The organism is Rhodococcus sp. WAY2 (assembly GCF_009859915.1).
Taxonomy (GTDB): Bacteria; Actinomycetota; Actinomycetes; order Mycobacteriales; family Mycobacteriaceae; genus Rhodococcus_F; species Rhodococcus_F oxybenzonivorans.
On record NZ_CP046572.1, the window covers coordinates 925893 to 950143 of the forward strand.

Genomic DNA, 24251 nt, shown 5'->3' on the forward strand with positions numbered 1-24251 from the left:
ATGGAGGAGGCTGGAGTAGACGGCCCCGATCGTTGGCGGACCGCCGGCGAAAGGATCGACGCCCTCCTGGACGCCAGTTCGGCGGGCGGCGCGGTTGCCCGCGAACGCGCCGAGCAGCTTGTCCGGGAGGTCGTCGAACTGTACGGCGCGGGCCTGGAGCGGATGCTCGAGATCGTCGGTGAGCAGGACGGCGCATTGGTCGACCGGCTCGCCGCCGACGAACTCGTCGCCAGTTTGCTGTTGGTCAACGGTCTGCATCCCCACGACGTCGAGACGAGGGTGGCCGCCGCGCTGGACAGTGTGCGTCCGTATCTGGGTTCACATGGCGGTGACGTCGAATTGCTCGGTGTCACAGACGGAGTGGTGCAACTGCGCCTCACGGGCAGTTGTCAGAGCTGCCCGTCTTCGGCGGTGACCTTGGAATTCGCTGTCAAGGACGCCGTGTATTCCGCCGCACCCGAGACGGTCGACATCGAAGTGGTCGGCGCGAAACCGGAGGCCGGGTCCGGGTTGATCGCCACGGAGTCGTTGTTCTCGCACGTTCATGCTCACGAGTCGGGAACCGGAACGTGGGTATCGGCGCCCGACATCGCGGACCTCGCGTCGGGGGAGGTCGGCGGTTTCTCGCTCGCGGGGTTGCCGGTGCTGGTGTGCCGGATCGGGGAGCAGCTGTTCGCGTTCCGTGACCGCTGCGCGGCGTGCACCAATTCACTGGCCGGGGCCACCCTGCAGCGGCGAGCAGGCGGCAAGGTCGGCGACGCGGTGCTCCGGTGTCCCACGTGCCGCGCGCATTTCGATCCCCGGGGCGCAGGAAAGCGGCTCGACGGTGACCCCGAGGCCGAACCACTGGCTCCACTGCCGGTTCTGGTCCGTGACGGCGTGATCTCCGTGGCGGTACCGGCCGCGGAGGTGGCGTGATGGGCGCGTCCGGAAAAGGATTGAGGATTCTGCAGCGAATCGCCTCCCAACGTCCGCAAACCGTGGAAGGCGAACGGTGCGACATGTGTGCCGTCCCGATCGCCGACGCCCACCAGCACGTAGTGAACGTGTCGGAGAGACACCTGATGTGCGTGTGCCGCGGATGTTATCTGCTGTTCACCGACGACACGGCGGAGCTGCGTTTCCGCGCGGTACCCGACCGCTACCTGTCGTTCCCGAACTTTGCGCTGGCACCGGGGCGCTGGGACGAACTCGAGATTCCCGTAGGGCTCGCGTTCGTGTTCCGGAACTCCGCCCTGGGCAGGACGATCGCGTTCTATCCCGGGCCGGCCGGCGCCACCGAGTCGGAACTTCCACTCGCCGCCTGGGACGACGTGCTCGCCGCCAACCCGGCGCTCACCCAGCTGTCGGCCGATACCGAAGCGCTGCTGTTGCGAGTGCCCGAGCACGGCGGCGAGGCCGAGTGTTTTCTCGTCCCGATCGACGCCTGCTACCAATTGGTGGGTGAACTTCGCCGGTTGTGGCGAGGATTCGACGGCGGCCAGGATGCCCGCCGCGCCATCGATACTTTCTTCGACACGGTACGGTCCCGGAGCCGCGTCGCGAAGGAGCCGTCGTGACGGAGCTGTCGTTCGACGTCGTGGAGGTGTTTCCCGAACCGTATGCCGTCGTCCCCAATCTCACTGCCCGCCTTCGGGTGGCGGAGACGACGGGTGCCGTGGTGCATGCGATGGCCCTCCGGTGTCAAGTGCGGCTCGATCCGCAGCGCCGTCGGTACACCGACCGGGAGGCCGAAGGGCTGCTCGACCTGTTCGGCCCGCGTGCGCGGTGGACAGCAACGTTGAAGCCTTTCCAGTGGATGGAAACCAGCACTGTCGCCCAGGGGTTCACCGGGTCGACCGTGGTGGACCTTCCGCTTCCGTGTACCTACGACTTCGAGGTGACGGCGTCGAAGTACCTGCACGCACTCGAAGCCGCAGATTCACCGATCCCGTTGATGTTCCTGTTCAGCGGCACCGTCTTCACCCGGGGCGTTGCCGGGTTCGGTGTCGAGCGAATTCCCTGGGACCGGGAGGCCACCTACGAACTTCCGGTGACCGTCTGGCGGGACCTCGTACAGGCGCATTATCCGAACACGGGCTGGCTGCGCCTCGACCAGGACACGCTGGCGGCACTCGCGCGGTACAAATCGTCGCACGGCCTGATCGGGTTGGATGTTGCCGTCTCGGATCTGCTGCAGGGAGCCGGGGAGGTGATCGCATGATCTCCCCGGCGTCCCTGCAGCGCGTGCGCGCCGTTGCCGACGCGGTGCTCTACGAGGGTTACCTGCTCTATCCGTATCGTGCGAGTTCGTCGAAGAACCAGTCACGATGGCAGTTCGGTGTCGTGGGGCCACCGGGCGCAGCGGATGCAGGTGTCGGCGAGGAATCGACGATGTCCTGTTCGACGTTGTTGCGGGCGGACGACGACGCGGCGGTCGGCATCACCCTCCGATTCCTGCAGCTGCAGGTGCGGTGCGTCGAACGGGCAACCGATGAGGTGGGCACCGAATTCGCCCGCGTCGACGAATTGACCGTCGACGGGACCAGCTGGCTCAGCTGGGACGAGGCGGTGGAACGTGAGTTCGACTTAGGGGCAGTGAGTCTCGCCGAATGCGGTGGTGGCCGACGTCTCGACGTCCACATCGACGGGGGCTCCGAGGTGGAGGAGCTGCGGAGAGCGGATGGGTCTCTCGCCGGTCGAGTGGTGCGTACCCGGTGGCCTGCAGACGCCGTCGTGACGGTGGACTGCGAGAACAGTGACGGGTTCACCCGGCTTCGGCTCGAGGTAGAGAACGTCACTACCGGCGACATCGGCCTGGACCGGGACGGCGCCATCCGCCACTCGTTGATCGGCGCGCATATGATCCTCGCGGCAGAGGGCACGGACTTCGTGTCGCTACTCGAACCCCCGGCCGAGGCCGAACACCTGGCGTCCGCGTGTACACAGCACCGGTGCTATCCCGTCCTCGCCGGGTTGCCGGGGGAAACCGACCTCGTGCTGGCGTCACCGATCATCTTGTACGACCACCCGGAGATTGCGGAGCAGAGCGACGGCGCCCTGTTCGATGCCACCGAGATCGACGAAATCCTTACTCTCCGCGTCATGACTCTCACCGAGGACGAGAAGCGTCAGGCCCGGGCCACCGACCCGCTCGCGGCGCGGATCATCGACCGCTGCGACGAGATGTCGCCGTCGACGCTCGCGCAGATGCACGGCATCCTGCGGGATCCGCACCTTCCGGACATGGGACTCGTCCCGGAACTGACCGACGACGTGCCGTGGTGGGACCCGGAGGCGGATACCGCGGTCCGGCCCGACGTCGACGGGGTGCTCGTCGACGGCGTGCGGGTAGCCAACGGCAGCGTGGTGCGGCTTCACCCGTCGCGCCGCGCCGACGCCCAGGATTTGTTCTTCGCCGGGCAACTCGCCCGGGTCGTCACCGTCCACGCCGACGTGGACGGTGACACGCACATCGGCGTCGTGCTGCAGGACGACCCGGCGTCGGACATGCACGAGTGGTACGGACGGTATCTGTACTTCGCCCCCGATGAGGTGGAGCCCATATCGACGGACACCGGAAAGGATGAACAGTCATGAAGATTCTCGGAGAGGTCACCACGGCGGCGTTGGCGATCCTGGCGGTCGCCGGAGTGGTGGCAGCAGTCGTCTCGCTACCCGACATCAAGCGGTATATGCGTATCCGGCAGATGTGAGACCATGACGGTGGACAGGCGAGTTCTTGTTGCCGGGGTAGGCAATATCTTTTTCGGAGACGACGGGTTCGGCCCCGAAGTGCTGCGTGCAGTCGCGTCCAGGCCGTTGCCGGCGGGTGTCCGCGCTGTCGATTTCGGCATCCGGGGAACCCATCTGGCCTACGAACTGCTCGACGGGTGGGGCGCGCTCCTCCTTGTCGACGCGGTTCCGAACCGAGGTGCCCCCGGCGCGCTCAGTGCCGTCGAAGTGCAGCCCGACTCTATTCCGGACGCCCCTCTCGACGCACACAGCATGGACCCCGCTGCCGTCTTCGCCAGCCTGCAGGCGTTGGGCGGCACCCTGCCGCGGACCGTGGTGCTCGGGTGTCAGGTGGAAAACACGGAGGAGGGCATCGGACTGTCGGTACCTGTCCAGGCCGCCGTGGAGCCGGCCGTCGAGGCGGTGCTGGACGTGGTGCAGCAGCTGCTCGACGCCGGTGCCGCTCTGCAAGCGGAGGGAAAGGAGAGCTGACTCATGTGTCTCGGTATTCCCGGCCGCGTGGTGCGCATGCTCGAGGGTTACGGCAACCAGTTGGCCCTCGTCGATGTGGTCGGTGAGGAGCGGCGCGTCAACATCGGCATGCTCGACGACGACGTGCACCTGGAGCCCGGTGACTGGATCGTGATCCACATGGGGTTCGCCATGGAGAAGGTCGACGAAGCCGGTGCCGAGAGGGCGATGGCCGGACTGGAGATGATGGGGCGATCGCGGTCGGCAGACGACGACCAGGCATGAACAGGGTCCTCTGGTCCGGTCACGGGATCAGTGTCTCATCGCTGCGCGGGCCCTTCAGGATGACGGGGACGCCCTCGTACGCGTGCAGTGTGACCGGGAAGCTGTGGAGTTCGTCGACGGTCCCGACGAGTTCGTCGGTGAAGAGGTTGTACGCGGACGCACCGGCGGGGAGATGCTGCGATTGGACCGTTGCGGTGATCTCCTCGGAGGTGAAGTTCAAGACCGTCACCTGGGTGCTCATGTCAGCGAGTTGGTGCACCATGACCAGCAATCCCTTGTGAGAGACCGTCGGGACATCGATCTGCACGGCTGTCGCAATCCCGAAGCGATTTCGAACCTCGATGATCCGGGACAGCTTGCAGGCGAACGACTCCGGATTCCGTAACTGCTCGGGCAGGGTGCCGTAGAGGCTGGTGGCCCGCGGAATACCGGACTCCGATCGGGTGGCCTCCGGATTGACGCCCATGAGGTCGTGGGCGCCGCGGTTGATCCACCTCGTGTCGCCCTCGCGTACGAGGTCGGCTACGTCGTCGACGGGTACCGGCAGCAGCCCGCACAGATCCCAGCCGGACAACGCGAACACCCCGGGCTGAAGGGCGTTGTACATCGCGAGGAGGAGATGCGCGCGTTCGACCATCGCGACGTCGTCGGCCGTCATCCGGTCGAGGTCCCGGATTCCGAGCGTGGCCGTGATGACACTGGCTGTGGTGCAGGCAATTCCGTTGGTGGTGAAGGTGCGGTTGTACGGCGCCCATCGCCCGGTGAGACGTTCGCACAAGTCTTTACGGATGCGGTCACCGAGCTGGGACCCCTTGATCGGCTCGCCGCCGTAGACGAATTCGTCGTCCTTGTGGAGGGTGGCGAAGTGCACCAGCTCGAACGTCAACTCGTCGTGGTTCTGCAGAGCATGGACGAGGGATGCGGTATCGACGCCGTGATCGCGCGCCAGATTCATGGTCAAGCGAAGAAATTCGGTGTTGCCCATCACCAGGGCATGGTGATAGGCAGGGCGGTTGATGAAGTCGTACGACAGGTCCGCGCCGCTGGTGCCCATCTCCTTGATGTCGTCGATGGTGAGGTTCAACTCCTGGAAGGTGAAGCCGCCCATCTTGCGGACGATGCTCGCGATCAGATGGTTGGCAGCTTCCGACAATGGATGTCCTTCCGACCACCCCGGTCCTTCCGTTCGCCGTTCGACACCGAGGAAGCCGTTGGCGTCGAGTCGCAGGGCCCCCGCCCCGAGGTCGGCCAGTGAATGGCACGCATCTCCGATGACCAGGCGCATACCCGCGAAGGATGGATCGAGCCAGTTGATGGACGGTTGACCCGCCTTGAAATAGTGCAGATAGACCCAGCGCCGGTCGACGCCGTCTACTCCCGTGACGACGGGGGTGACGCTCCAGTTGGTTTCCTTGACACCGAGTTCGTAGAAGATCACGCGCTGGAGTTGGCCGATGATGTAGCCGGCACGCGCCAACTGGGCCTCGGTCTCGGCGTCGATGTTGATCGAGTCCCGGCCCTCCGGCACACGGGGGAGTAGGTGCCAGTCCGGGGGTTCGATCTCGACCATGTGGTAGATCCCCGGATAGTCCGCATACGCCATCTCCGCCAAACGGAAATCCGCGCCCTTGCCGGTGTGGCCTGGGACGATGTCGTCGATGACGGTGCCGTCATACGCTGCGGCGACGACGCAGAGGCGACGGAACTCTTCCTCGGTGCCGAAGGCGGCATCGATCTGCATACTGATTCTGTCGAAGTGACCGTCCACCGACGGGGTGGACTGCCAGCCGTTGATGCCGCCGGCCTGCTTGACGGGCCCGGTATGGACTGCGGTCACGCCGATCTGTGAGAAGGCCTGCCACAGGGCCTCGTCGCCGAGTGAGGCCAGGAAACTGGCGCCCGGAGCTGTGATGATCGATATGGGGTATGCGGTGAACCAGACGGGCGCACGCTCGACAGCCGCTCGCGGGTTCGGGTCCGCGTACGGGTTCTGCCACATGCTGCCCTTACCGGACAGTTGCTCGGCGATCTGAGTTGCGTCATGAAGGATGGACTGCTTGATGAGCCAATCCACGTAGGCGGGATTCGACGGGTGCGCGTCACCGGACTGGGTGTCCACCCGCGGGCTACGCCGGACGGACGGACGTAGAGGTCGTGGTCGTGCTGGGTAGAACTGCTCGTCGTAACTGACTTCACTGGGCTCGTGATGGACCTCAGGGTTCATGTTCCTCCGTCTGTTTCTCGGTAACCGGGTACCCGTCGATAGTGACGCACAATCGACGTTCTCGGTCCGAGTCGCATTCGAGGACGGAAGCCCTGACCCGGTATTGCCTCGATATCAGTGGGCGTGTCCGAAGGGATCAGTGGGCGTGTCCGGAGGGGAAGTGGACCGACCCGTCACTACCTACGCAACCTCCCTGGACCGGGCCGCTGCCGAAGAAGACACTGTTGGACTGGCCGATGCTGTTCGGGGGAGCCGTTCCCACTCCACCGCCGGTGACCCCGATGGTCCCGCAGGAGTAACTGTGCTGATCGTGCGAGCGGACATTCAGTTGCGTGCCGGGAGTGGCGGGGTCTCCGTGAAGGGTAGGTCCCGCCGATGCGACGCCGGTGCCGAGCGCGACCGTGATCGCAGCCGCCGCAATAACCGTGCGCAGTACAAAACCGTTCATCTCTAGCTTCACCTCTGGTCCGATTGTGGCCGGCTTCCCCTGACCGGTTCGACGATGCCGGGCTCCCCCGCTCTGTGTTCCGTTTCCGATAGAACAATCATCATCCGAAACGCGCCCGGAATCATCCGCCCACCAGCACGAAAGCTGAGGCTGGATTCGAACTCGTCTGTGCAAGCGGCACGGTCAGCGGTGGCACGATTCGGTTACTTGGTGCCGAAGATCCGGTCGCCCGCGTCTCCGATGCCGGGCAGGATGTAGCCGTGCTCGTCGAGCTGCCGGTCGACAGCGGCGGTGTAGATCGGGACGTCGGGATGAGCATTCTGCAGGACGGCAATGCCTTCGGGACAGGTGACCAGGCAGACGAACTTGATGGTCTTGGGGCTGCATTCCTTCAGCCGCTCCACCGCCGCCACGGCGGAGTTGCCGGTGGCCAGCAACGGGTCGACGATCACCACGTCGCGCTCGTGCAGATCGCCGGGCATTTTGAAGTAGTACTCCACTGCGACGAGTGTCTTGGGATCGCGGTACAGACCGATATGGCCGACGCGCGCGCCCGGCACAATCGTCAGCATCCCGTCGAGGATTCCGGTGCCTGCGCGCAGGATGGAGACGAACACCAGCTTCTTGCCGTCGATCACCTTGCCGGTGGTGACTTCCATCGGCGTCTCGATGTCGATGTCCTGCATCGGAATGTCGCGCAGGACCTCGTAGGTCATCAACGCGGAGATCTCGTTGGTTAGTCGTCGAAAACTGTTGGTGGAGGCATCCTTACGGCGCATCATCGTGAGCTTGTGCTGTACCAGAGGGTGATCGATCACGTGCACTGTTCCCATGTATCCGTCCCCGTTTCGCTCTAGAAGACCGTGCCGTCGCTGACGATGGACAGCGGTGGCAGCCCACCTCTCGCCCGCTGGGACAGGGCGCGGCCTGCGGCCCAGGTGCCGCCCTCCAGGACGCAGGCCAGCGGAAGCTGCGTGGCGTCCACGCCGAGCCGTCCGCGCACCAGCGGCGCCAGTTCGTCGAGGAGCGCGACCGTCAGCGCACGCCACTCGACCACCACTTCGTCGCCGGCCGTCCAGCGGCGTGCGGCCCAGGTCGGGTCGTGCAGGCGTAGTACCCCGGTGTCCAGCAGGAGACCGCCGTTGCGGTACTCGGGCAGGCCGGTCAAGGTGTCCAGCCCGACCACCGGCACGCCTGCCCACTCGAAGGGCTCCAGCAGCGAGTAGGTCAGCCACTGCGACAGCTTGTGGAACGGAATCCAGCCTCGGGTCAGGCCCGGCCCGACCACCGCCTCGTGGCGCCAGCAGTCGCCCAGGGGCTGACCGCCGATGACGTTGTCTGCAGGCCAGATGCCCGACAGCGACGTCAGAACGTGGGAAAGAATGTCGTGGGCCGCCACTGACGACGTGGCCGAGCCGTGCGGCTCTGTCAGCAGGTCGAACAGGCCACCCGGCCGCCCGTGCGGGCCGAACACCGCGGGTTGTGCGGCGAGTGCGTCGCCCAGCCGGCGCAGCAGGAGCACCCGGCCTTCGAGTCCTACCAACGGATTGGACGGGCCGACCTGAAAGAACTCGGCCAGCCGGTGGGTGTCCAGGCTCCGTAGCGCGGCCGCATCGACCTGCAGCGGGTGTTCCACGTCGCTCGAGAACAGGCCGCCGACGAACGCATGCCAGCTGGCGACACCCAGTCCCTCGGAACGGGCGAACCGCTGCCCGCCGGGCTCCTCGTCGTAATGCCAGTCGGGACCCGCCCCGGCATCGAGCAGCACGCTGACCACGGCCAGATCGATCATCGCGCGGGCGCGGGCCTGCACGTCCAACCCGGCCAGCCGGGCATCGAGGTCGGCCTTGCGGTCGACGCCGCCGGCCTCGAAATGCCGCCAGCGACTGTGGTAGGGAATCGCGAGGTCCGGATAGCGCGCACGGGTCACGTCGACCACCTCGGCCGCGGCAGTCTGCAAGGCGTCGTCGTGAACGCTGAACCAGTGCGAGCCGCCCTCGCGCGCGCGGCGCAGCAGTTGCCCTGAGCGTTCCCGCACAGCGGTCGTGGTGCGCAGCGCCGCGGCCGCGCCCTCGGCCCGCCCGGTGTCGACGTCGGGGCCGACGCCGAGCATGCTCATTCGTCCAGCTCCCGGCCCTTGACCTTCGTCAGTTCGTCGGCGCTCGGCACCACGCCCGGCGTGAAGTAACCGGCCGCCATCTTGGCGTCGATTTCTACCCGCGCGTCGGCCGGGATCAGCTCGTCGGGCAGGTCCACCCGTTCCCCGACCTCGATGCCCGAGCCCGTGATGGCGTCGTACTTCATGTTGCTCATCGAAACCAGGCGGTGAATCTTGCGCACCCCCAGCCAGTGCAGCACGTCGGGCATCATCTCCTGGAAGCGCATGTCCTGCACGCCGGCGACACATTCCGTGCGGGCGAAGTACTGGTCCGCGGTGTCGCCGCCCACCTGACGCTTGCGGGCGTTGTAAACCAGGAACTTGGTCACCTCACCCAGCGCGCGGCCCTCCTTGCGGGAGTAGGACACCAAGCCGACCCCGCCGTGTTGCGCACCTTGGATGCATTCCTCGATCGCATGCGTCAGGTACGGGCGGCAGGTACAGATGTCGGAGCCGAAGACGTCGGAGCCGTTGCATTCGTCGTGCACGCGCGCCGTCAGTTCCACGGCAGGATCGGCCAGATCGCGTGGGTCGCCGAAGATGTACACGGTCTGCCCACCGATGGGCGGCAGGAACACCTCGAGATCCGAGCGGGTCACGAGTTCGGGATACATGCCCCCGGTCTCCTCGAACAGCACGCGGCGCAGATCCGACTCGCTGCAGTGGAAGCGCTCCGCCACACCCGGCAGGTGCCAGACAGGTTCGATCGCCACCTTGCTGACCAGCGCAGCACCGTTGGAGAACAGGAAACGGCCGTCCGGGCGGAGGCGGCCTTTCTGTATGGCATCCATGATCTCCGGCAGCATGACGTGTGCCTTGGTCACGGCGATGCTGGGGCGGATGTCGTGGCCGGCGGCCAACTCGGCCGCGAATACCTCCGCCACCATGGCGCCCCACGGGTCGAGGCTCACGATTTTGCCGGGCTCGCTCCACTGCGGGTACGGGCCGATGATGTTGGTAGGCGCGGTGTTCGTGAGGTCGGCCTTGTGGTGGCGCGACAGCGCGCCGGCCGCGACCGCCAGCGCCCGGTAGATGCTGTAGGAGCCGCTGTGCGTGCCGACCACGTTGCGGTGGGCGCGATTGGTGGTGGTGCCGACCACCGGTCCGCGCTCGGCAGCCGTGGGAGCGCCCCATCGAATCGGCAGGGACCCGACGCCGCCGCTGTGCGACGTCAATCGGATGTGCCCGCTGGCGGTTTCGGGCGTGGCAGGCGACGGTGTGGTGGGGACGACTTCAGCGGACATGGCGTTCCTCCGTAACGACGGCCCGGCGACGAGGCACGCCTCCGGAACGTTTCTCCCGCGCCCGGACGCTGCCGGCCACCGGAGACGCAAGCATAGCTATTTGCAGCGACTATCGCGTGGCGTGCACGTCCGCCGGGTCTGCCGTTCCGGCTGGATTGGTGGGCACTGGGCAACTGCGGTGCGGCGTGGCACGATCGAGCAGGTGACCAGCAGACCCGCCTCAGCGCAGCACCTGCAGGACCTTGCACGTCTGCGCCGCGTTCGCGACCGGATCGACAGGGAGTACGCGCAGCCGCTGGACGTCGAGGCGCTCGCCCGCGGTGTGAACATGTCGGCGGGGCACCTCAGCCGCCAGTTCCGGCTGGCCTATGGCGAGTCGCCGTATTCCTATCTGATGACGCGGCGTATCGAACGCGCGATGGCGCTGCTGCGTCGTGGCGACCTCAGTGTCACCGAGGTGTGTTTCGCGGTCGGCTGTTCTTCGCTGGGTACCTTCAGCACCCGCTTCACCGAGCTGGTCGGTGTTCCGCCGAGCGTCTATCGCCGCGAGGCGGAGCACGCGACGGCGGGGATGCCGTCCTGCGTGGTGAAACAGGTGACCAGACCGATCAGGAATCGAGAAGCGTCGGCACCCGAGCCACAGCTAACGTGACTGCGGCATCGAGTAGATGCGCGCGCACGACGCTGACGGAGACCGCGAGGGGCGGCCCGCGGAACCGAGGGGAGACACGATGAGCACGGCGACGAGGACGGACAGGGCGGGGCGAGCGCAGCGAGGGGACAACTCGGAGTCGCCGGCGCAGCATCGTGCCGACAGCCACGATCTGATCCGCGTGCAGGGTGCGCGGGTGAACAACCTTCAGAACATCAGCGTCGAAATCCCGAAACGCAGGCTGACGGTGTTCACCGGTGTGTCCGGCTCCGGCAAGAGTTCCCTGGTGTTCAGTACGATCGCCGCGGAGTCGCAGCGGATGATCAACGAGACCTACAGCGCCTTCGTTCAGGGCTTCATGCCGACGCTTGCCCGGCCCGACGTCGACGTACTCGACGGGCTGACGACGGCGATCATCGTCGACCAGCAGCGGATGGGCGTCGACCCCCGCTCCACCGTCGGCACCGCCACCGACGCCAATGCGATGCTCCGAATCCTGTTCAGCCGGCTCGGAAAGCCGCACATCGGCTCGCCCCAGGCGTACTCGTTCAACGTCGCCTCGATCTCGGGTGCGGGCGCGGTCACCATCGAGCGCGGTGGCCAGCAGACGAAGGAACGGCGCAGTTTCAGCATCACCGGCGGCATGTGTCCGCGCTGCGAGGGCAGGGGCTCGGTCACCGACTTCGACCTGTCCGCTCTCTACGACGACAGCAAGTCGCTCAACGAGGGTGCGCTCACGATCCCCGGCTACAGCATGGAGGGCTGGTACGGCCGCATCTACCGCGGCTGCGGGTATTTCGACCCCGACAAGCCGATCCGTAAGTACACCAAGAAGGAACTGCACGACCTGCTCCACCGGGAGCCGACCAAAATCAAGGTCGAGGGCATCAACCTGACGTACACGGGGCTGATCCCGCAGATACAGAAGTCGTTCCTGTCCAAGGACGTCGACGCGATGCAGCCGCACATCCGCGCGTTCGTCGAGCGGGCGATCACGTTCACCACCTGCCCCGACTGCGACGGCACCCGCCTCAGTGCGGCCGCGCGATCGTCGAAGATCAAGGGCATCAACATCGCCGACGCGTGCGCGATGCAGATCAGCGACCTCGCGGTGTGGGTGCGCGGTGTGAAGGAACCGTCGATGGCGCCCCTGTTGGAGAAGTTGGGCGCAACCCTCGACTCGTTCGTCGAGATCGGGCTGGGCTACCTGAGCCTCGACCGGCCGTCCGGCACGTTGTCGGGCGGTGAAGCGCAGCGCACCAAGATGATTCGCCATCTCGGGTCCTCGCTGACCGACGTCACCTACGTCTTCGACGAGCCCACCACAGGCCTGCACCCGCACGACATCGACCGAATGAACGACCTGCTGCTGCGTCTGCGGGACAAGGGCAACACGGTGCTCGTCGTGGAGCACAAGCCGGAGACGATCGTGATCGCCGATCACATCGTCGACCTCGGCCCTGGCGCCGGTACCGCCGGTGGGCACGTCTGCTTCGAGGGCACCGTCGAGGGCCTGCGAGCCAGCGACACCATCACCGGCCGTCATTTCGATGACCGGGCCGTGCTGAAGCAATCGGTGCGCACCTCCACCGACTCGCTCGAAATTCGTGGTGCGAACGCCCACAATCTGAAGAACGTCGACGTCGACGTACCGCTCGGCGTGCTGGTCGTGGTGACCGGTGTCGCCGGGTCGGGGAAGAGCTCACTGATCCACGGCTCGTTGGCCAAGCGGGACGGCGTGGTGTCGGTGGACCAGGGCGCCATCCGCGGCTCGAGGCGCAGCAACCCGGCGACGTACACCGGATTGCTCGATCCGATCCGCAAGGCCTTCGCGAAGGCCAACGGAGTCAAGCCTGCATTGTTCAGCGCCAACTCCGAGGGCGCCTGCCCCACCTGCAACGGCGCCGGTGTCATCTTCACCGACCTGGCGATGATGGCCGGTGTCGCCACCACCTGCGAGGAGTGCGAGGGGAAGCGGTTCCAGGCTGCGGTGCTCGACTACCACCTCGGTGGCCGCGACATCAGTGAAGTGCTCGCAATGTCCGTGGCCGAGGCCGAGGAATTCTTCGGCGACGGGGAGGCGAAGAACCCGGCGGCGCACAAGATCCTCGTCCGGCTCGCCGACGTCGGGCTCGGTTACCTGGCGCTCGGCCAGCCGCTCACGACGCTGTCGGGCGGCGAGCGGCAACGACTCAAGTTGGCTACCCACCTGGCGGAGAAGGGTGGTGTGTACGTCCTCGACGAGCCGACTGCCGGCCTCCACCTCGCGGACGTCGAGCAGTTGCTCGGCCTGCTCGACCGGCTGGTCGACTCCGGCAAGTCGGTCATCGTCATCGAGCACCACCAAGCAGTGATGGCGCACGCCGACTGGATCATCGACCTCGGCCCCGGCGCCGGTCACGATGGCGGCACGATCGTTTTCGAAGGCACGCCGACCGATCTGGTCGCCGCCCGCTCCACACTGACCGGCGAGCACCTCGCGGCCTACGTCGGCGCCTGACCGAGTTACGCGGAACACCGACGGCGGGGATGTCTCGTTCCCGCCTGTCGGAGCCGTATCCGACGTCGATCCTGTGACCTAACTGTGAGGTCAGTCACCGCTTCTGCGTGACAGTTGGTATCGATTGGTGCCTACGGGACTGGTGTTCCAATAAAATTTCATGAATCGGCGTTGGCTAGGACAGGCTTGTCAAATCGACGCGCCGTAACCTGTCGAACGCGTAGTAGCCTGTGACGAAACCGTGATCAATTCGTTACCGGTTACCCCGCTCGACAGAGGAATCTGGTTTGTCTCGACACCGGAAAATCGACCCAGCACCGCGCGCCCTACGGCGCCGCCACCTGAAGACCGTTCGCGGCCGACTGATAGCAGTCCCGCTTGCCGCCAGTGCATTGCTCGTGGCCGGGAGCACGATCGCGTCCGCGACCACCGGCGATGTGGCCGTCGGCATCGCGCCTACCGCTGCGGAGGCGGGCGTGTCGCTCTCGATGGCACCCCAGGTCTTGCAGTTCCCGCGTACGGAACTCACCGACTTCACCGACGAGCTGCAGCAGGCAACCCAGCGTGAGGTCGAGCGGATCGAGCGGGCGAGGGCCGAGGCCGAGCGGCTTGCCCGCGAGGCCGCCGAACGAGCTGCCGCTGAGGAAGCCGCGCGTCGACCGGGTGTCGTCTTCCCGACCGACGGTACTTTCACGTCGGGCTTCGGCCCGCGGTGGGGCACGAACCACAACGGCATCGATATCGCCAACTCCATCGGCACCCCGATCAACGCCGTCACCAACGGCACGGTGATCGAGTCGGGTCCGGCGTCAGGATTCGGGCAGTGGGTCCGTCTGAAGCAGGACGACGGCACCATCGGCGTGTACGGCCACATCGACAGGTCCCTCGTATCGGTCGGGCAGCAGGTCCGCGCGGGCGATCACATCGCCACCATGGGCAACCGCGGTCAGTCGACGGGACCTCACCTGCACTACGAGGTGTGGACGGCCAACGGCGCCAAGATCGATCCCGTCGGCTGGTTCAGCTCGCGCGGAGTGTCCGTTCCCGGACACGGCGGCTGAGACACGCGTATACAGACGTAGTCGCGCATCCTACGATGCGCAGATGAGACTGCCGAAGAGCGCGCACACATCTCGGCCCTGGCGAATCCACGAATTCACCCGTGACTTCCGGCTCGAGGATGTGTGGGCTCTACCGACACCCGGTGGTCCGGACGACTTTCCCCGGCTGGTGCAGGTGATTACAGCCTTCGACCCGATGCGGCGCGGGCCGTGGCCGATGCGCCTGTTGTTCGCGATTCGGTTCGAGCTCGGCAAGGTGTTCGGGATTGACGATCAGGACGCCGGTTCACGTGTGCCCGCTCCCACACTCGCCGATCGGTTGCCGGACGACCTGCGTGCGAGCTCGGGCGGCCCCGGCCCCGGCCCCACCACTGACACGCTGCCGTTCACCTCGCTGTACCAACTCGACGACGAGTGGGCGCTCGAAGCTGTAAACCGGACCGTGCACGGAATTCTCCATGTCGGCTGGGTGCCCGACGAGGCGGGCGGTTACCGCGGCCAAATGGCCATACTCGTGAAACGGAACGGGAAGCTCGGGGCCGCCTACATGGCAGCGATCAAGCCTTTCCGGCATCTGATCATCTACCCACTCATGATGCGGGAGTTCGGGCGGGCATGGCGGGCAAGCGCTGAGCGCCGAAAAACGCGATGAGACCGGATCCGACGAACAACAGCACTCCGGCGGCGCGCTGAGCCCCGCGTCGAAGCTGTGGAACCCGCAGTCCCACAACAGGTAGTAGATGTTGGTCATCGGTTTCGAGCGCTGTGAATTCGCTGGGAATCGCCACGGTGCTGGTCTGGTCCCCACTCTGCGCGAACACTGCGAAGCAGGCGTGAACGTGGGTCATTTCGTGTCGCGCCCAGTAGCGGATGCCTGCCGTGCGAGCTTGACGACATCGGCTGTGTCGCCGTCGAGGAGGGCCTGCCTAGGAGTGCGGTCGTCGAGTTCTGGTTGTTGGCTCGACATCCACGATGCGATGGTCCAGGCCTGGACGTCGGCGGACGCCCAAGCCTTCAGGACGTCTTTGATCCCTCGGATCGGGACGTGGGGCGCGGTGTCGGTCAATCCGCCTGACCAGTAGCCGATCGTCCCGTCGGCGGCGGTCAGACGTAGTACGCGAGATTCCTTGACTGCTTGGCTGAGGGCCTGCTTCGTCCAGCCGGTGGCGTCGACTGCCTGCTTGTGGGTCAAGATCGCGCCGATGTGGTTCTCCCATGCGCGACGTGCCTTGAGGTTCGAGAGCACGTTCTTCACGCCGGCGGCGACGTAGCTGGCGTCGACCTCGTCGAGCTGCTCCGAGGCCATCCCGCTGGCGTTGAGCTGATCGTCGACGACCTTCTTGAGTGGTGTACTCATGTCACCATGCTCCTCGGTCAAGCAGGTCAAGTCAAGAGGTCAAGCAAAGCGCTTTCCCAGCAATCGTTCGGCCTTGTGTCGTTGAACGCGCGACCGGAATCGGCGGCGACCGACAGAACTCGTGAGTTCATGGTGAGAAAACGTGCTGCATGTCGCGGCGGTCATGTCCTCGAGGCCGAGCCCATCGGCGGTGATCCGTCGTTCGGTCGAGTACATCTGTGCCAGCGCAGCAAGAACCGATCGTGACCATTGCAGCCGGTCGTGCGGGGCGACCGACATGACTGCGATGGCAGCATGGGATAGAAGGGATATCTCCGCGGCATGGCGCGACGGCCACCCCGAAACCCTGTACCCAGTTCAGGGATGGTGCAGTGGACACCGTCGGCCATCTGCAACGATGTCCGGTCTGGATGATTCGCGGGCCGCGGCCACCGTTCGAGCTGAATCCCCCCGCGGCGCCGCAGTCAGCATACTCCCGGTGCACCGTCGAGAATGATGAAATCAGTGGGCGATTGGCGGGCGGCGCGCAACATTCGGAACGTAATCCTCTGCGGTCCAGAAGAACTAGCCAATCCGAAACATCGGCGGCACCCAATACCACTGGTGCGGAGTAAGTCTCCACGGAGAACGTGTGAGTGCGTCGAATTACCTCACCTCCGCGTCTTGGAATGTTGTCAGTTGCGAGATCCGCGCGGGAGTGGGGCAGTTCATCCGCCGAGGGGGAGCGATGTGGGATGACAACTGCTTGCAGTGGAACGAACGCTCAACGGGTGGGCCACCCCCGATGACCGCCATCCTTCGCCGAAACGCAAACCCTCACAGGTCCGTCATGTCGAAGAGCTGAGTGCGGACGCCCGACACCGCCTCAATGTGACGCCCGTCTCACACTGAGACGCTCGTGAGCTGGATTACGCGGTTGAATCAATCGCACAACGTCCCCACCGCCGGCACTCGGCCGGCACCCGATTCAGGAGGCGCACATTGAGTAGGCAAAGCCTGACAAAGGCCCACGCGAAGATCACCGAACTGTCATGGGATCCGACCTTCGCGACCCCGGCCACCCGGTTCGGCACCGACTACACCTTCGAGAAGGCTCCGAAGAAGGACCCTCTCAAGCAGATCATGCGGTCCTACTTCCCGATGGAGGAAGAGAAGGACAACCGCGTGTACGGTGCCATGGACGGCGCCATCCGCGGCAACATGTTCCGCCAGGTTCAGCAGCGCTGGCTCGAATGGCAGAAGCTGTTCCTGTCGATCATTCCGTTCCCGGAAATCTCGGCCGCCCGTGCGATGCCGATGGCCATCGACGCCGTGCCGAACCCGGAGATTCACAACGGGCTCGCGGTGCAGATGATCGACGAGGTTCGGCACTCGACGATCCAGATGAACCTCAAGAAGCTGTACATGAACAACTACATCGATCCCGCCGGGTTCGATATGACGGAGAAGGCGTTCGCGAACAACTACGCCGGCACCATCGGCCGTCAGTTCGGCGAAGGCTTCATTACCGGCGACGCGATCACCTCGGCGAACATCTACCTGACCGTGGTTGCCGAAACCGCGTTCACGAACACCCTGTTCGTGGCCATGCCCGACGAGGCCGCCGCCAATGGTGATTACCTGCTGCCCACCGTGTTTCACTCGGTGCAGTCCGACGAATCGCGGCACATCTCCAACGGTTACTCGATCCTGTTGATGGCCCTTGCCGACGAACGCAACCGTCCCCTGCTCGAACGCGACCTGCGGTACGCGTGGTGGAACAACCATTGCGTCGTCGACGCCGCGATCGGCACCTTCATCGAGTACGGCACCAAGGACCGTCGCAAGGACCGGGAGAGCTACGCCGAGATGTGGCGGCGGTGGATCTACGACGATTACTACCGCAGCTACCTCATCCCGCTCGAAAAGTACGGCCTGACGATCCCGCACGACCTGGTCGAAGAGGCGTGGAAGCGGATCACAGAGAAGGGTTACGTCCACGAGGTAGCGCGTTTCTTCGCCACCGGGTGGCCGGTCAACTACTGGCGGATCGATGCGATGACCGACAAGGACTTCGAGTGGTTCGAGCACAAGTACCCGGGCTGGTACTCGAAGTACGGCAAGTGGTGGGAGGAGTACAACCGCCTCGCCTACCCCGGACGCAACAAGCCGATCGCGTTCGAGGAGGTCGGGTACCAGTACCCGCACCGCTGCTGGACGTGCATGGTGCCCGCGCTCATCCGTGAGGACATGGTCGTGGAGAAGGTCGACGAGCAGTGGCGGACCTACTGCTCGGAGACCTGCTACTGGACCGACGCCGTCGCGTTCCGCAGCGAGTACCAGGGCAAGCCGACTCCGAACATGGGGCGGCTCACCGGCTTCCGTGAATGGGAGACCCTGCATCACGGTAAGGACCTCGCTGACATCGTGCAGGACCTGGGCTACGTCCGCGACGACGGCAAGACCCTCGTCGGTCAGCCGCACCTGCACCTGGACGATCCGAAGAAGTTGTGGACTCTCGACGACGTCCGTGGCAACACGTTCCAGAGCCCGAACGTGCTCTTGAACGAGATGTCCGACGCCGAACGCAACGCGCACATTGCCGCGTACCGCGCCGGCGGCGCAGTTCCGGCCTGATTCAGGCCCGGTGGGTGGCGCCGCGGCCACTTCCGGCGCCACCCGCCGCCTCACCATTCACTTCACAAGCACAGGAGAGACCCCGTGGCCGACAAGCACGTAATCAACTTCGAGCCCGTCGATATCGAGATGGAAGTCGGCGAGGACGAGTACATCCTCGATGCCGCATTCCGGCAGGGCATTCACCTGATGCACGGGTGCCGTGAGGGGCGGTGCTCGGCCTGCAAGTCGTTTGTTCTCGACGGCGATATCCAGATGGAGAATTACTCGACGTTTGCGTGCAACGACGCCGAGGTCGACGACGGACACGTCCTGCTGTGCCGTTCCACCGCATACAGCGACTGCACCATCGAACTGCTCAACTTCGACGAGGACGAACTCCTCGGCGGTGTCCCCATCCAGGATGTGCGCACCCAGGTGACCGCGATCGATTCGATGACCAAGGACATCGTGTCGCTGCGGCTGGCGCCCATCGAACCCGCGGCGTACGAATTCAGACCCGGCCAGTACTCCGACTTGCACATCCCGGGCACCGACGAGCATCGTTCCTTCTCCATGGCGACAACGCAATCGACGCCGGGGCACGTCGAGTTCCTGATCAAGAAGTATCCCGGCGGCAAGTTCGCCGGCCTGCTCGACGACGGGATCTCGGTGGGTGACGAGATCGCCCTGACCGGCCCGTACGGGTCGTTCACCATCAAGGACGGCCATGTCCTGCCGATGGTCTTCATCGGCGGTGGCGCAGGGATGGCTCCGCTGCTGTCGCTGCTGCGGCACATGAGCGAGACGGGCAACACCCGCCCCGTGCATTTCTACTACGGTGCCCGCACCCCGCAGGACCTGTTCTATCTCGACGAAATTATCGAACTCGGACAAGGGTTGACGGACTTCACGTTCGTGGCCTGCCTGTCGGAATCGATGGACCCTGCGCCGGTGGGTGCGATCGCCGTCGAGGACGGCAATGTCACCGATGTCGTCAGCCGCCGCGAACCTGAGCTCGGTCGGGCAGAGGTGTACCTGTGCGGGCCGCCGCCGATGGTCGACGCGGCCCTGGAACTGCTCGAGGCGGAGGGCACCCCGCACGACCAGATCTTCTACGACAAGTTCACCAGCCCCGCATTCGATTAGGCGCCCCGAGGAAACCACCATCCTTTTCACCGACAGAACTGAGAAACGAGATGACCGCAACTTCTGAGCCCAAGCAGCGGAGCTTTCCGAAGATCGAGTTCACCGACTCCGAAGCCGGTGCACTGGAATTCCCCAGCTCCCGCAGCCGCACCTTCACCTACTACACGCCCGCCAAGAAGCGGTCGACGATGTACGAGGACGTCACGGTCGACGTCCAGCCCGACCCCGATCGGCACCTCTCCCAGGGCTGGATTTACGGATTCGGTGACGGCCCCGGCGGCTACCCGCAGGAGTGGACGGCCGCGAAGTCGTCGAACTGGCACGCCTTCCTCGACCCGAACGAGGAGTGGGACCAGACGATCTTCCGTAACAACTCCAAGGTCGTCCACCAGGTCGAACTGTGCCTGTCCAACGCCAAACGCGCCCGGGTCTACGACGGCTGGAACACACCGTGGCTGACGTTCATCTCCCGCAACCTGGGGGCGTGGATGCACGCCGAGAACGGGCTGGCGCTGCACGTGTTCACCTCCATCCAGCGGTCCTGCCCGACCAACATGATCAACACCGCCGTCGCGGTGAACGCCGCCCACAAGATGCGTTTCGCCCAGGACCTGGCACTGTTCAACCTGGACCTGTCCGAGGCCACCGAGAACTTCGACGGCGCCGCGCACAAGGAGGTGTGGCAGTCCGCTCCCGAGTGGCAACCCACCCGGGAGGTCGTCGAACGGCTCACCGCGGTTCCGGACTGGTGTGAGCTGCTGTTCGCCTCGAACATCGTCTTCGAGCAGCTGGTGGGATCACTGTTCCGCACCGAACTGGTCATGCAGATCGCCGCCGGCAACGGCGACTACATCACCCCCACCATCGTCGGCACCGGCGAGCACGACTACGACCGCGACCTCAACTACAGCCGCAACCTGTTCCGGTTGCTCACCCGCGACCCCGAACACGGGGAGACGAACAAGGAGCTGTTCGGCACCTGGCTCGCCACCTGGGTGCCCCGGTGCCTTGCCGCCGCCCGGGCACTGCAGCCGATCTGGTCGCAGCCGGCCGACAAGGCGGTCACCTTCGCCACCAGTCTGGACGCAGCAACCGCGAAGTTCCGTTCTCTGCTCGAGGACCTCGGGCTCGACATCCCCAAGGAGTTGGACCAGTGACCATGCAATTCGGATCGACCACCGAGTTCTCCAACATGTGTGGCGTCACCTTGATGAACACCCCCATCGGCCGCGTCGTCGCGGAGGTGATGGGCGCCAAGGACGGTGTCGAGCTGACCGAGTACCCGTCGATGATCCGCGTCGACGGCCAGAAGCTGCTGAATTTCGACTACGAGGAACTCACCGACGCTCTCGGTGAGGAGTTCGACGGCTCCATCTTCGAGGAGATCAGCTCCACCCATTACGGGCGCATGGTTCACCTCGACGACAAGACCCTGCTGTTCGCCAGCCCCGAAGACGCCGCCGAGTACATCGGATTCGACCTCACCGAGCACTGACCGCAGCTGTCCGGGGCCACGCAGGGTGGCCCCGGACACCCCCAGCCCACCCGAAAACCAGGACCAAGCGAGGACGCGATGTATCAGAAGGACGGTCGGAAATACTTCATCGTGGACGGCCACGTACACATCTGGGACGGTCGCAAGTCGAACCAGAAGAACGTGCACGGCAAGCAGTTCATCGACTGCTTCTACGACTATCACAAGAACCTCAGCCCCGAAGAGGTCGTGTGGGACTACGACACCTACACGTACTACGGCAGCGACCGCTTCGAACGTGACATCTTTGTGGACGGATACGTCGACCACGCGATCTTTCAGGCCACCCTGCTCAGCGACTTCTACCACAACGGATTCGGGCAAACCGACGAAGCTCTCGCCCTGGTCGCCAAACACCCCGGCAAGCTCACCTACAACCACGCCTACGACCCACGGCACGAGGAGGCCGGGCTCGAACAACTCCGCAAGGACGCCGACCGGATGAACCTCCAGGGCGTCAAGCTCTACACCGCCGAATGGCACGGCGACTCCCGCGGCTACAAACTCGACGACCCGTGGTCGCGGCGCTACCTCGAAGAATGCATCAAGCTGGGGATCAAGAACATTCACGTCCACAAGGGCCCGACGATCCGTCCCCTCGACCGCGACGCCTTCGACGTCTCCGACGTCGACAAGGTCGCCACCGATTACCTGGACCTGCGCTTCGTCGTCGAACATGTGGGTCTGCCACGGCTCGAGGACTTCTGCTGGATCGCCACCCAGGAGTCGAACGTCTACGGCGGATTGGCAGTGGCTCTGCCGTTCATCCACACCCGGCCCCGCTACTTCGCCCAGATAATCGGCGAGTTGCTCTACTGGATCGGTGAGGACAAGATCCTGTTCGGCAGCGACTACGCACTGTGGACCCCGAAATGGCTGATCGAGAAGTTCGTCGACTTCCAGATCCCCGAGGACATGCAGGGCGAGTACGCCCCGATCACCGCCCGGCAGAAGCAGAAGATTCTCGGCCTCAACGCCGCAGCGCTGTACGACATCGACGTTCCCGCGGACCTGCAACTGGCCGAGCCGGCCGGGCAGGAAGGTGTGGAGGTCGCTGCCGGGGCGCGGGAAACCGTGCCGTCATGACCACTGCCGCCGCCGTCTTCACCGAAGAGGACGTTCTGATGGCCCTGTCGACGGTCACCGACCCGGAACTGGACGAGCCGATCACCGATCTCGGTTTCGTCCGATCGGTCACCCTCGACGACGACGGGGTCACCGTGCACCTGCGGCTGCCCACCGCGTTCTGCTCGCCGAACTTCGCCTACCTCATGGCATCCGACGCCCTCGACGCCCTGCGCCTGATCGAAGACATCGGCGAGGTGCGGGTGATGCTCGACGACCACCACGACAGCGACAAGATCAATACCGGCCTCGCAGCCGACGCCGGATACGTCGGAACGTTCGGCTCCGAGGCGGAAGAGAGTCTGCACGAACTGCGCCGAACGTTCCGGTCCAAGGCACATGCCGCGGCGATGGAACGCTGTGTGGAGGCGCACCTGAAGACCACCGACATGGGTGTGAACGAGATCTACCGACTCGTTCTCAGCGACCTCGCCGACGGAAAAGCGAAGGCCGCGTTGCTGCGACGCAGAATCGGCATCGGGTTGAGCATCTGCCCGGCCAGCCCGGTGTTCGTCGACGACGCCGGCAAACGCATCCCCGCGGAGTCGGTGCCGATGCGGCTGCGGTTCGCCAAATCGGTGCGCATTTCGATGGAAGGCAACGCCCACTTCTGCCGCGGCCTGCTCGCCACCCGCTACGCCGACAGCGAATCCGTCGGCAGCACTCCGCGAATCACCAATCTCAGAACCAGGAGCCCGCGATGAAGGCCGTGCAAGTGGTGGGATACCACACCAAGCTGCAGCTCACCGATATTCCCGAACCCATAATCGAGGGTCCCCTCGATGTCATCGTGCGGATCGGCGGCGCGGGTGTGTGCCGCACCGACCTGCATGTTCTCGAGGGGCAGTGGGAGGAGAAGTCCGGTGTCGCACTGCCGTACACGATTGGTCACGAGAACGCCGGTTGGGTCCACGCGGTGGGTGACGCCGTCACCAACGTGGTGGTCGGCGACAAGGTGATCCTGCACCCGCTGATCACGTGCGGGCTGTGCCGGGCGTGCCGTTTCGGTGACGACGTCCACTGCCAGAACAGCAAGTTCCCCGGCATCGACACCAACGGCGGATATGCCGAGTATCTGCGCACCACCGCCCGCAGCGTGGTCCGGATCGACGACTCGCTCGAACCCGCCGACGTCGCCGCCCTCGCCGACGCGGGCCTGACGGCGTACCACGCCGTCGCCAAGGTCGCCAGGACCACTCGCCCCGGAGACGTGTGCGTGGTGATCGGGGCCGGCGGACTCGGCCACATCGGCATCCAAGTCCTGAAGGCGATTTCCGGGGTCACCGTGGTCGTGCTCGACCGTAACCCCGCGGCCGTCGACCTCGCCGTGAAGATCGGCGCCGACCACGGCATCGTCGCCGACGGCACCCACATCCAGCAGGTGCTCGACCTGACCGGCGGGCACGGCGCCGAAGCCGTCGTCGACTTCGTCGGTGAAGGCGGTGCCACCGCCGAAGGGATCGCGATGCTGCGCCGCGCCGGGAACTACTACGTCGTCGGCTACGGCGAGAACCTCGACGTTCCGACCATCGATGTGATCTCCACCGAGATCAACTTCATCGGAAATCTCGTCGGCTCCTACAACGACCTGCAGGAGCTCATGACCCTCGCCGCCCAGGGCAAGGTCACACTGCACACCACCCGGTACCGGCTCGAGGATTTCCAGCAAGCCCTCGACGATCTCGATGCCGGTCGGGTCCGCGGCCGGGCGATCCTCGTCCCTTAACCGCATCT

The 24251-nt window shown here is 65.2% G+C and carries 24 protein-coding genes; 18 read left to right on the forward strand and 6 right to left on the reverse strand.

The features are described from left to right. The 7 genes from GFS60_RS04365 to GFS60_RS04390 are packed head-to-tail and all read left to right on the forward strand — an operon-like array spanning position 1 to position 4470. Complete coding sequence (locus GFS60_RS04365) at positions 1-918, forward strand: NifU family protein (protein WP_159919130.1); 918 nt, start codon at positions 1-3, stop codon at positions 916-918. Continuing rightward, the gene (locus GFS60_RS04370; RefSeq protein WP_159919131.1) at positions 918-1559 is read left to right on the forward strand and encodes a DUF5947 family protein; all 642 of its coding nucleotides are present in this window, start codon (positions 918-920) and stop codon (positions 1557-1559) included. Before GFS60_RS04365 ends, GFS60_RS04370 begins: the two co-directional genes overlap by 1 nt. Continuing rightward, positions 1556-2203 (forward strand): DUF6084 family protein, encoded by a 648-nt coding sequence (locus tag GFS60_RS04375; protein ID WP_159919132.1) that lies wholly within the window; start codon positions 1556-1558, stop codon positions 2201-2203. The genes GFS60_RS04370 and GFS60_RS04375 overlap by 4 nt, the downstream gene beginning before the upstream one ends. Beyond that, entirely contained in the window at positions 2200-3579 is a 1380-nt protein-coding gene (locus GFS60_RS04380; protein WP_159919133.1) for a hypothetical protein, read from the forward strand. Before GFS60_RS04375 ends, GFS60_RS04380 begins: the two co-directional genes overlap by 4 nt. Beyond that, a complete protein-coding gene (locus tag GFS60_RS40290) occupies positions 3576-3695 on the forward strand; it encodes a DUF6893 family small protein (RefSeq protein ID WP_374434400.1) in 120 nt (39 codons plus the stop codon). The genes GFS60_RS04380 and GFS60_RS40290 overlap by 4 nt, the downstream gene beginning before the upstream one ends. Before the next feature lie 4 nt (positions 3696-3699). Next, entirely contained in the window at positions 3700-4206 is a 507-nt protein-coding gene (locus tag GFS60_RS04385) for a hydrogenase maturation protease (protein WP_159919134.1), read from the forward strand. A 3-nt stretch (positions 4207-4209) separates the two neighbouring features. Beyond that, positions 4210-4470: a HypC/HybG/HupF family hydrogenase formation chaperone gene (locus GFS60_RS04390; protein ID WP_159919135.1), complete on the forward strand. Its 261-nt coding sequence runs from the start codon at positions 4210-4212 to the stop codon at positions 4468-4470. 19 nt (positions 4471-4489) lie between these two features. Here the strand turns inward: GFS60_RS04390 and treS are convergent, their stop codons facing one another. The 5 genes from treS to GFS60_RS04415 form a co-directional block, all read right to left on the reverse strand. Next, positions 4490-6694, reverse strand: a complete 2205-nt coding sequence (gene treS, locus GFS60_RS04395) for a maltose alpha-D-glucosyltransferase (protein WP_159919136.1) — start codon at positions 6692-6694, stop codon at positions 4490-4492. A gap of 136 nt (positions 6695-6830) precedes the next feature. Continuing rightward, positions 6831-7142, reverse strand: coding sequence for a hypothetical protein (locus GFS60_RS04400; protein ID WP_159919137.1), 312 nt, complete (start codon positions 7140-7142; stop codon positions 6831-6833). Between the two features lie 203 nt (positions 7143-7345). Then, positions 7346-7975: a uracil phosphoribosyltransferase gene (gene upp, locus GFS60_RS04405; RefSeq protein WP_159919138.1), complete on the reverse strand. Its 630-nt coding sequence runs from the start codon at positions 7973-7975 to the stop codon at positions 7346-7348. A 20-nt stretch (positions 7976-7995) separates the two neighbouring features. Continuing rightward, positions 7996-9261: a URC4/urg3 family protein gene (locus GFS60_RS04410; protein WP_159919139.1), complete on the reverse strand. Its 1266-nt coding sequence runs from the start codon at positions 9259-9261 to the stop codon at positions 7996-7998. After that, entirely contained in the window at positions 9258-10544 is a 1287-nt protein-coding gene (locus GFS60_RS04415) for a GTP cyclohydrolase II (RefSeq protein WP_159919140.1), read from the reverse strand. The genes GFS60_RS04410 and GFS60_RS04415 overlap by 4 nt, the downstream gene beginning before the upstream one ends. A 202-nt stretch (positions 10545-10746) precedes the next feature. On the opposite strand from GFS60_RS04415, the gene GFS60_RS04420 reads away from it, so the two are divergent. The 4 genes from GFS60_RS04420 to GFS60_RS04435 all read left to right on the forward strand — a co-directional run bounded on the left by GFS60_RS04420 (position 10747) and on the right by GFS60_RS04435 (position 15409). Continuing rightward, positions 10747-11196, forward strand: a complete 450-nt coding sequence (locus GFS60_RS04420) for a helix-turn-helix transcriptional regulator (protein ID WP_159919141.1) — start codon at positions 10747-10749, stop codon at positions 11194-11196. Between the two features lie 79 nt (positions 11197-11275). Continuing rightward, positions 11276-13696 (forward strand): ATP-binding cassette domain-containing protein, encoded by a 2421-nt coding sequence (locus tag GFS60_RS04425; RefSeq protein WP_159919142.1) that lies wholly within the window; start codon positions 11276-11278, stop codon positions 13694-13696. A gap of 362 nt (positions 13697-14058) precedes the next feature. Beyond that, positions 14059-14757 (forward strand): M23 family metallopeptidase, encoded by a 699-nt coding sequence (locus GFS60_RS04430; protein ID WP_159926859.1) that lies wholly within the window; start codon positions 14059-14061, stop codon positions 14755-14757. A gap of 43 nt (positions 14758-14800) precedes the next feature. Continuing rightward, entirely contained in the window at positions 14801-15409 is a 609-nt protein-coding gene (locus GFS60_RS04435; RefSeq protein WP_159919143.1) for a DUF2867 domain-containing protein, read from the forward strand. A 192-nt stretch (positions 15410-15601) separates the two neighbouring features. On the opposite strand, the gene GFS60_RS04440 is transcribed toward GFS60_RS04435, so the two are convergent. Further along, entirely contained in the window at positions 15602-16114 is a 513-nt protein-coding gene (locus tag GFS60_RS04440) for a hypothetical protein (RefSeq protein ID WP_159919144.1), read from the reverse strand. A 981-nt stretch (positions 16115-17095) separates the two neighbouring features. Between GFS60_RS04440 and GFS60_RS04445 the strand changes: the two genes are divergently transcribed. From GFS60_RS04445 to GFS60_RS04475, 7 genes are all read left to right on the forward strand, one after another. Beyond that, complete coding sequence (locus GFS60_RS04445; protein ID WP_159919145.1) at positions 17096-18730, forward strand: methane monooxygenase; 1635 nt, start codon at positions 17096-17098, stop codon at positions 18728-18730. An 84-nt stretch (positions 18731-18814) separates the two neighbouring features. Next, positions 18815-19858, forward strand: coding sequence for an FAD-binding oxidoreductase (locus tag GFS60_RS04450; RefSeq protein ID WP_159919146.1), 1044 nt, complete (start codon positions 18815-18817; stop codon positions 19856-19858). A 50-nt stretch (positions 19859-19908) separates the two neighbouring features. After that, positions 19909-21015 carry an aromatic/alkene monooxygenase hydroxylase subunit beta gene (locus GFS60_RS04455; protein ID WP_159919147.1) on the forward strand — a complete coding sequence of 369 codons (1107 nt, stop codon included), beginning with the start codon at positions 19909-19911 and terminating at the stop codon, positions 21013-21015. Next, positions 21012-21353: a propane 2-monooxygenase effector subunit MimD gene (gene mimD / locus GFS60_RS04460; protein ID WP_201453501.1), complete on the forward strand. Its 342-nt coding sequence runs from the start codon at positions 21012-21014 to the stop codon at positions 21351-21353. The genes GFS60_RS04455 and mimD overlap by 4 nt, the downstream gene beginning before the upstream one ends. Positions 21354-21431: 78 nt before the next feature. After that, positions 21432-22478 carry an amidohydrolase family protein gene (locus tag GFS60_RS04465; RefSeq protein ID WP_159919148.1) on the forward strand — a complete coding sequence of 349 codons (1047 nt, stop codon included), beginning with the start codon at positions 21432-21434 and terminating at the stop codon, positions 22476-22478. After that, positions 22475-23221: an iron-sulfur cluster assembly protein gene (locus tag GFS60_RS04470; RefSeq protein ID WP_159919149.1), complete on the forward strand. Its 747-nt coding sequence runs from the start codon at positions 22475-22477 to the stop codon at positions 23219-23221. The genes GFS60_RS04465 and GFS60_RS04470 overlap by 4 nt, the downstream gene beginning before the upstream one ends. After that, a complete protein-coding gene (locus GFS60_RS04475; protein ID WP_159919151.1) occupies positions 23218-24243 on the forward strand; it encodes an NAD(P)-dependent alcohol dehydrogenase in 1026 nt (341 codons plus the stop codon). Before GFS60_RS04470 ends, GFS60_RS04475 begins: the two co-directional genes overlap by 4 nt. Positions 24244-24251 lie beyond the last annotated feature (8 nt).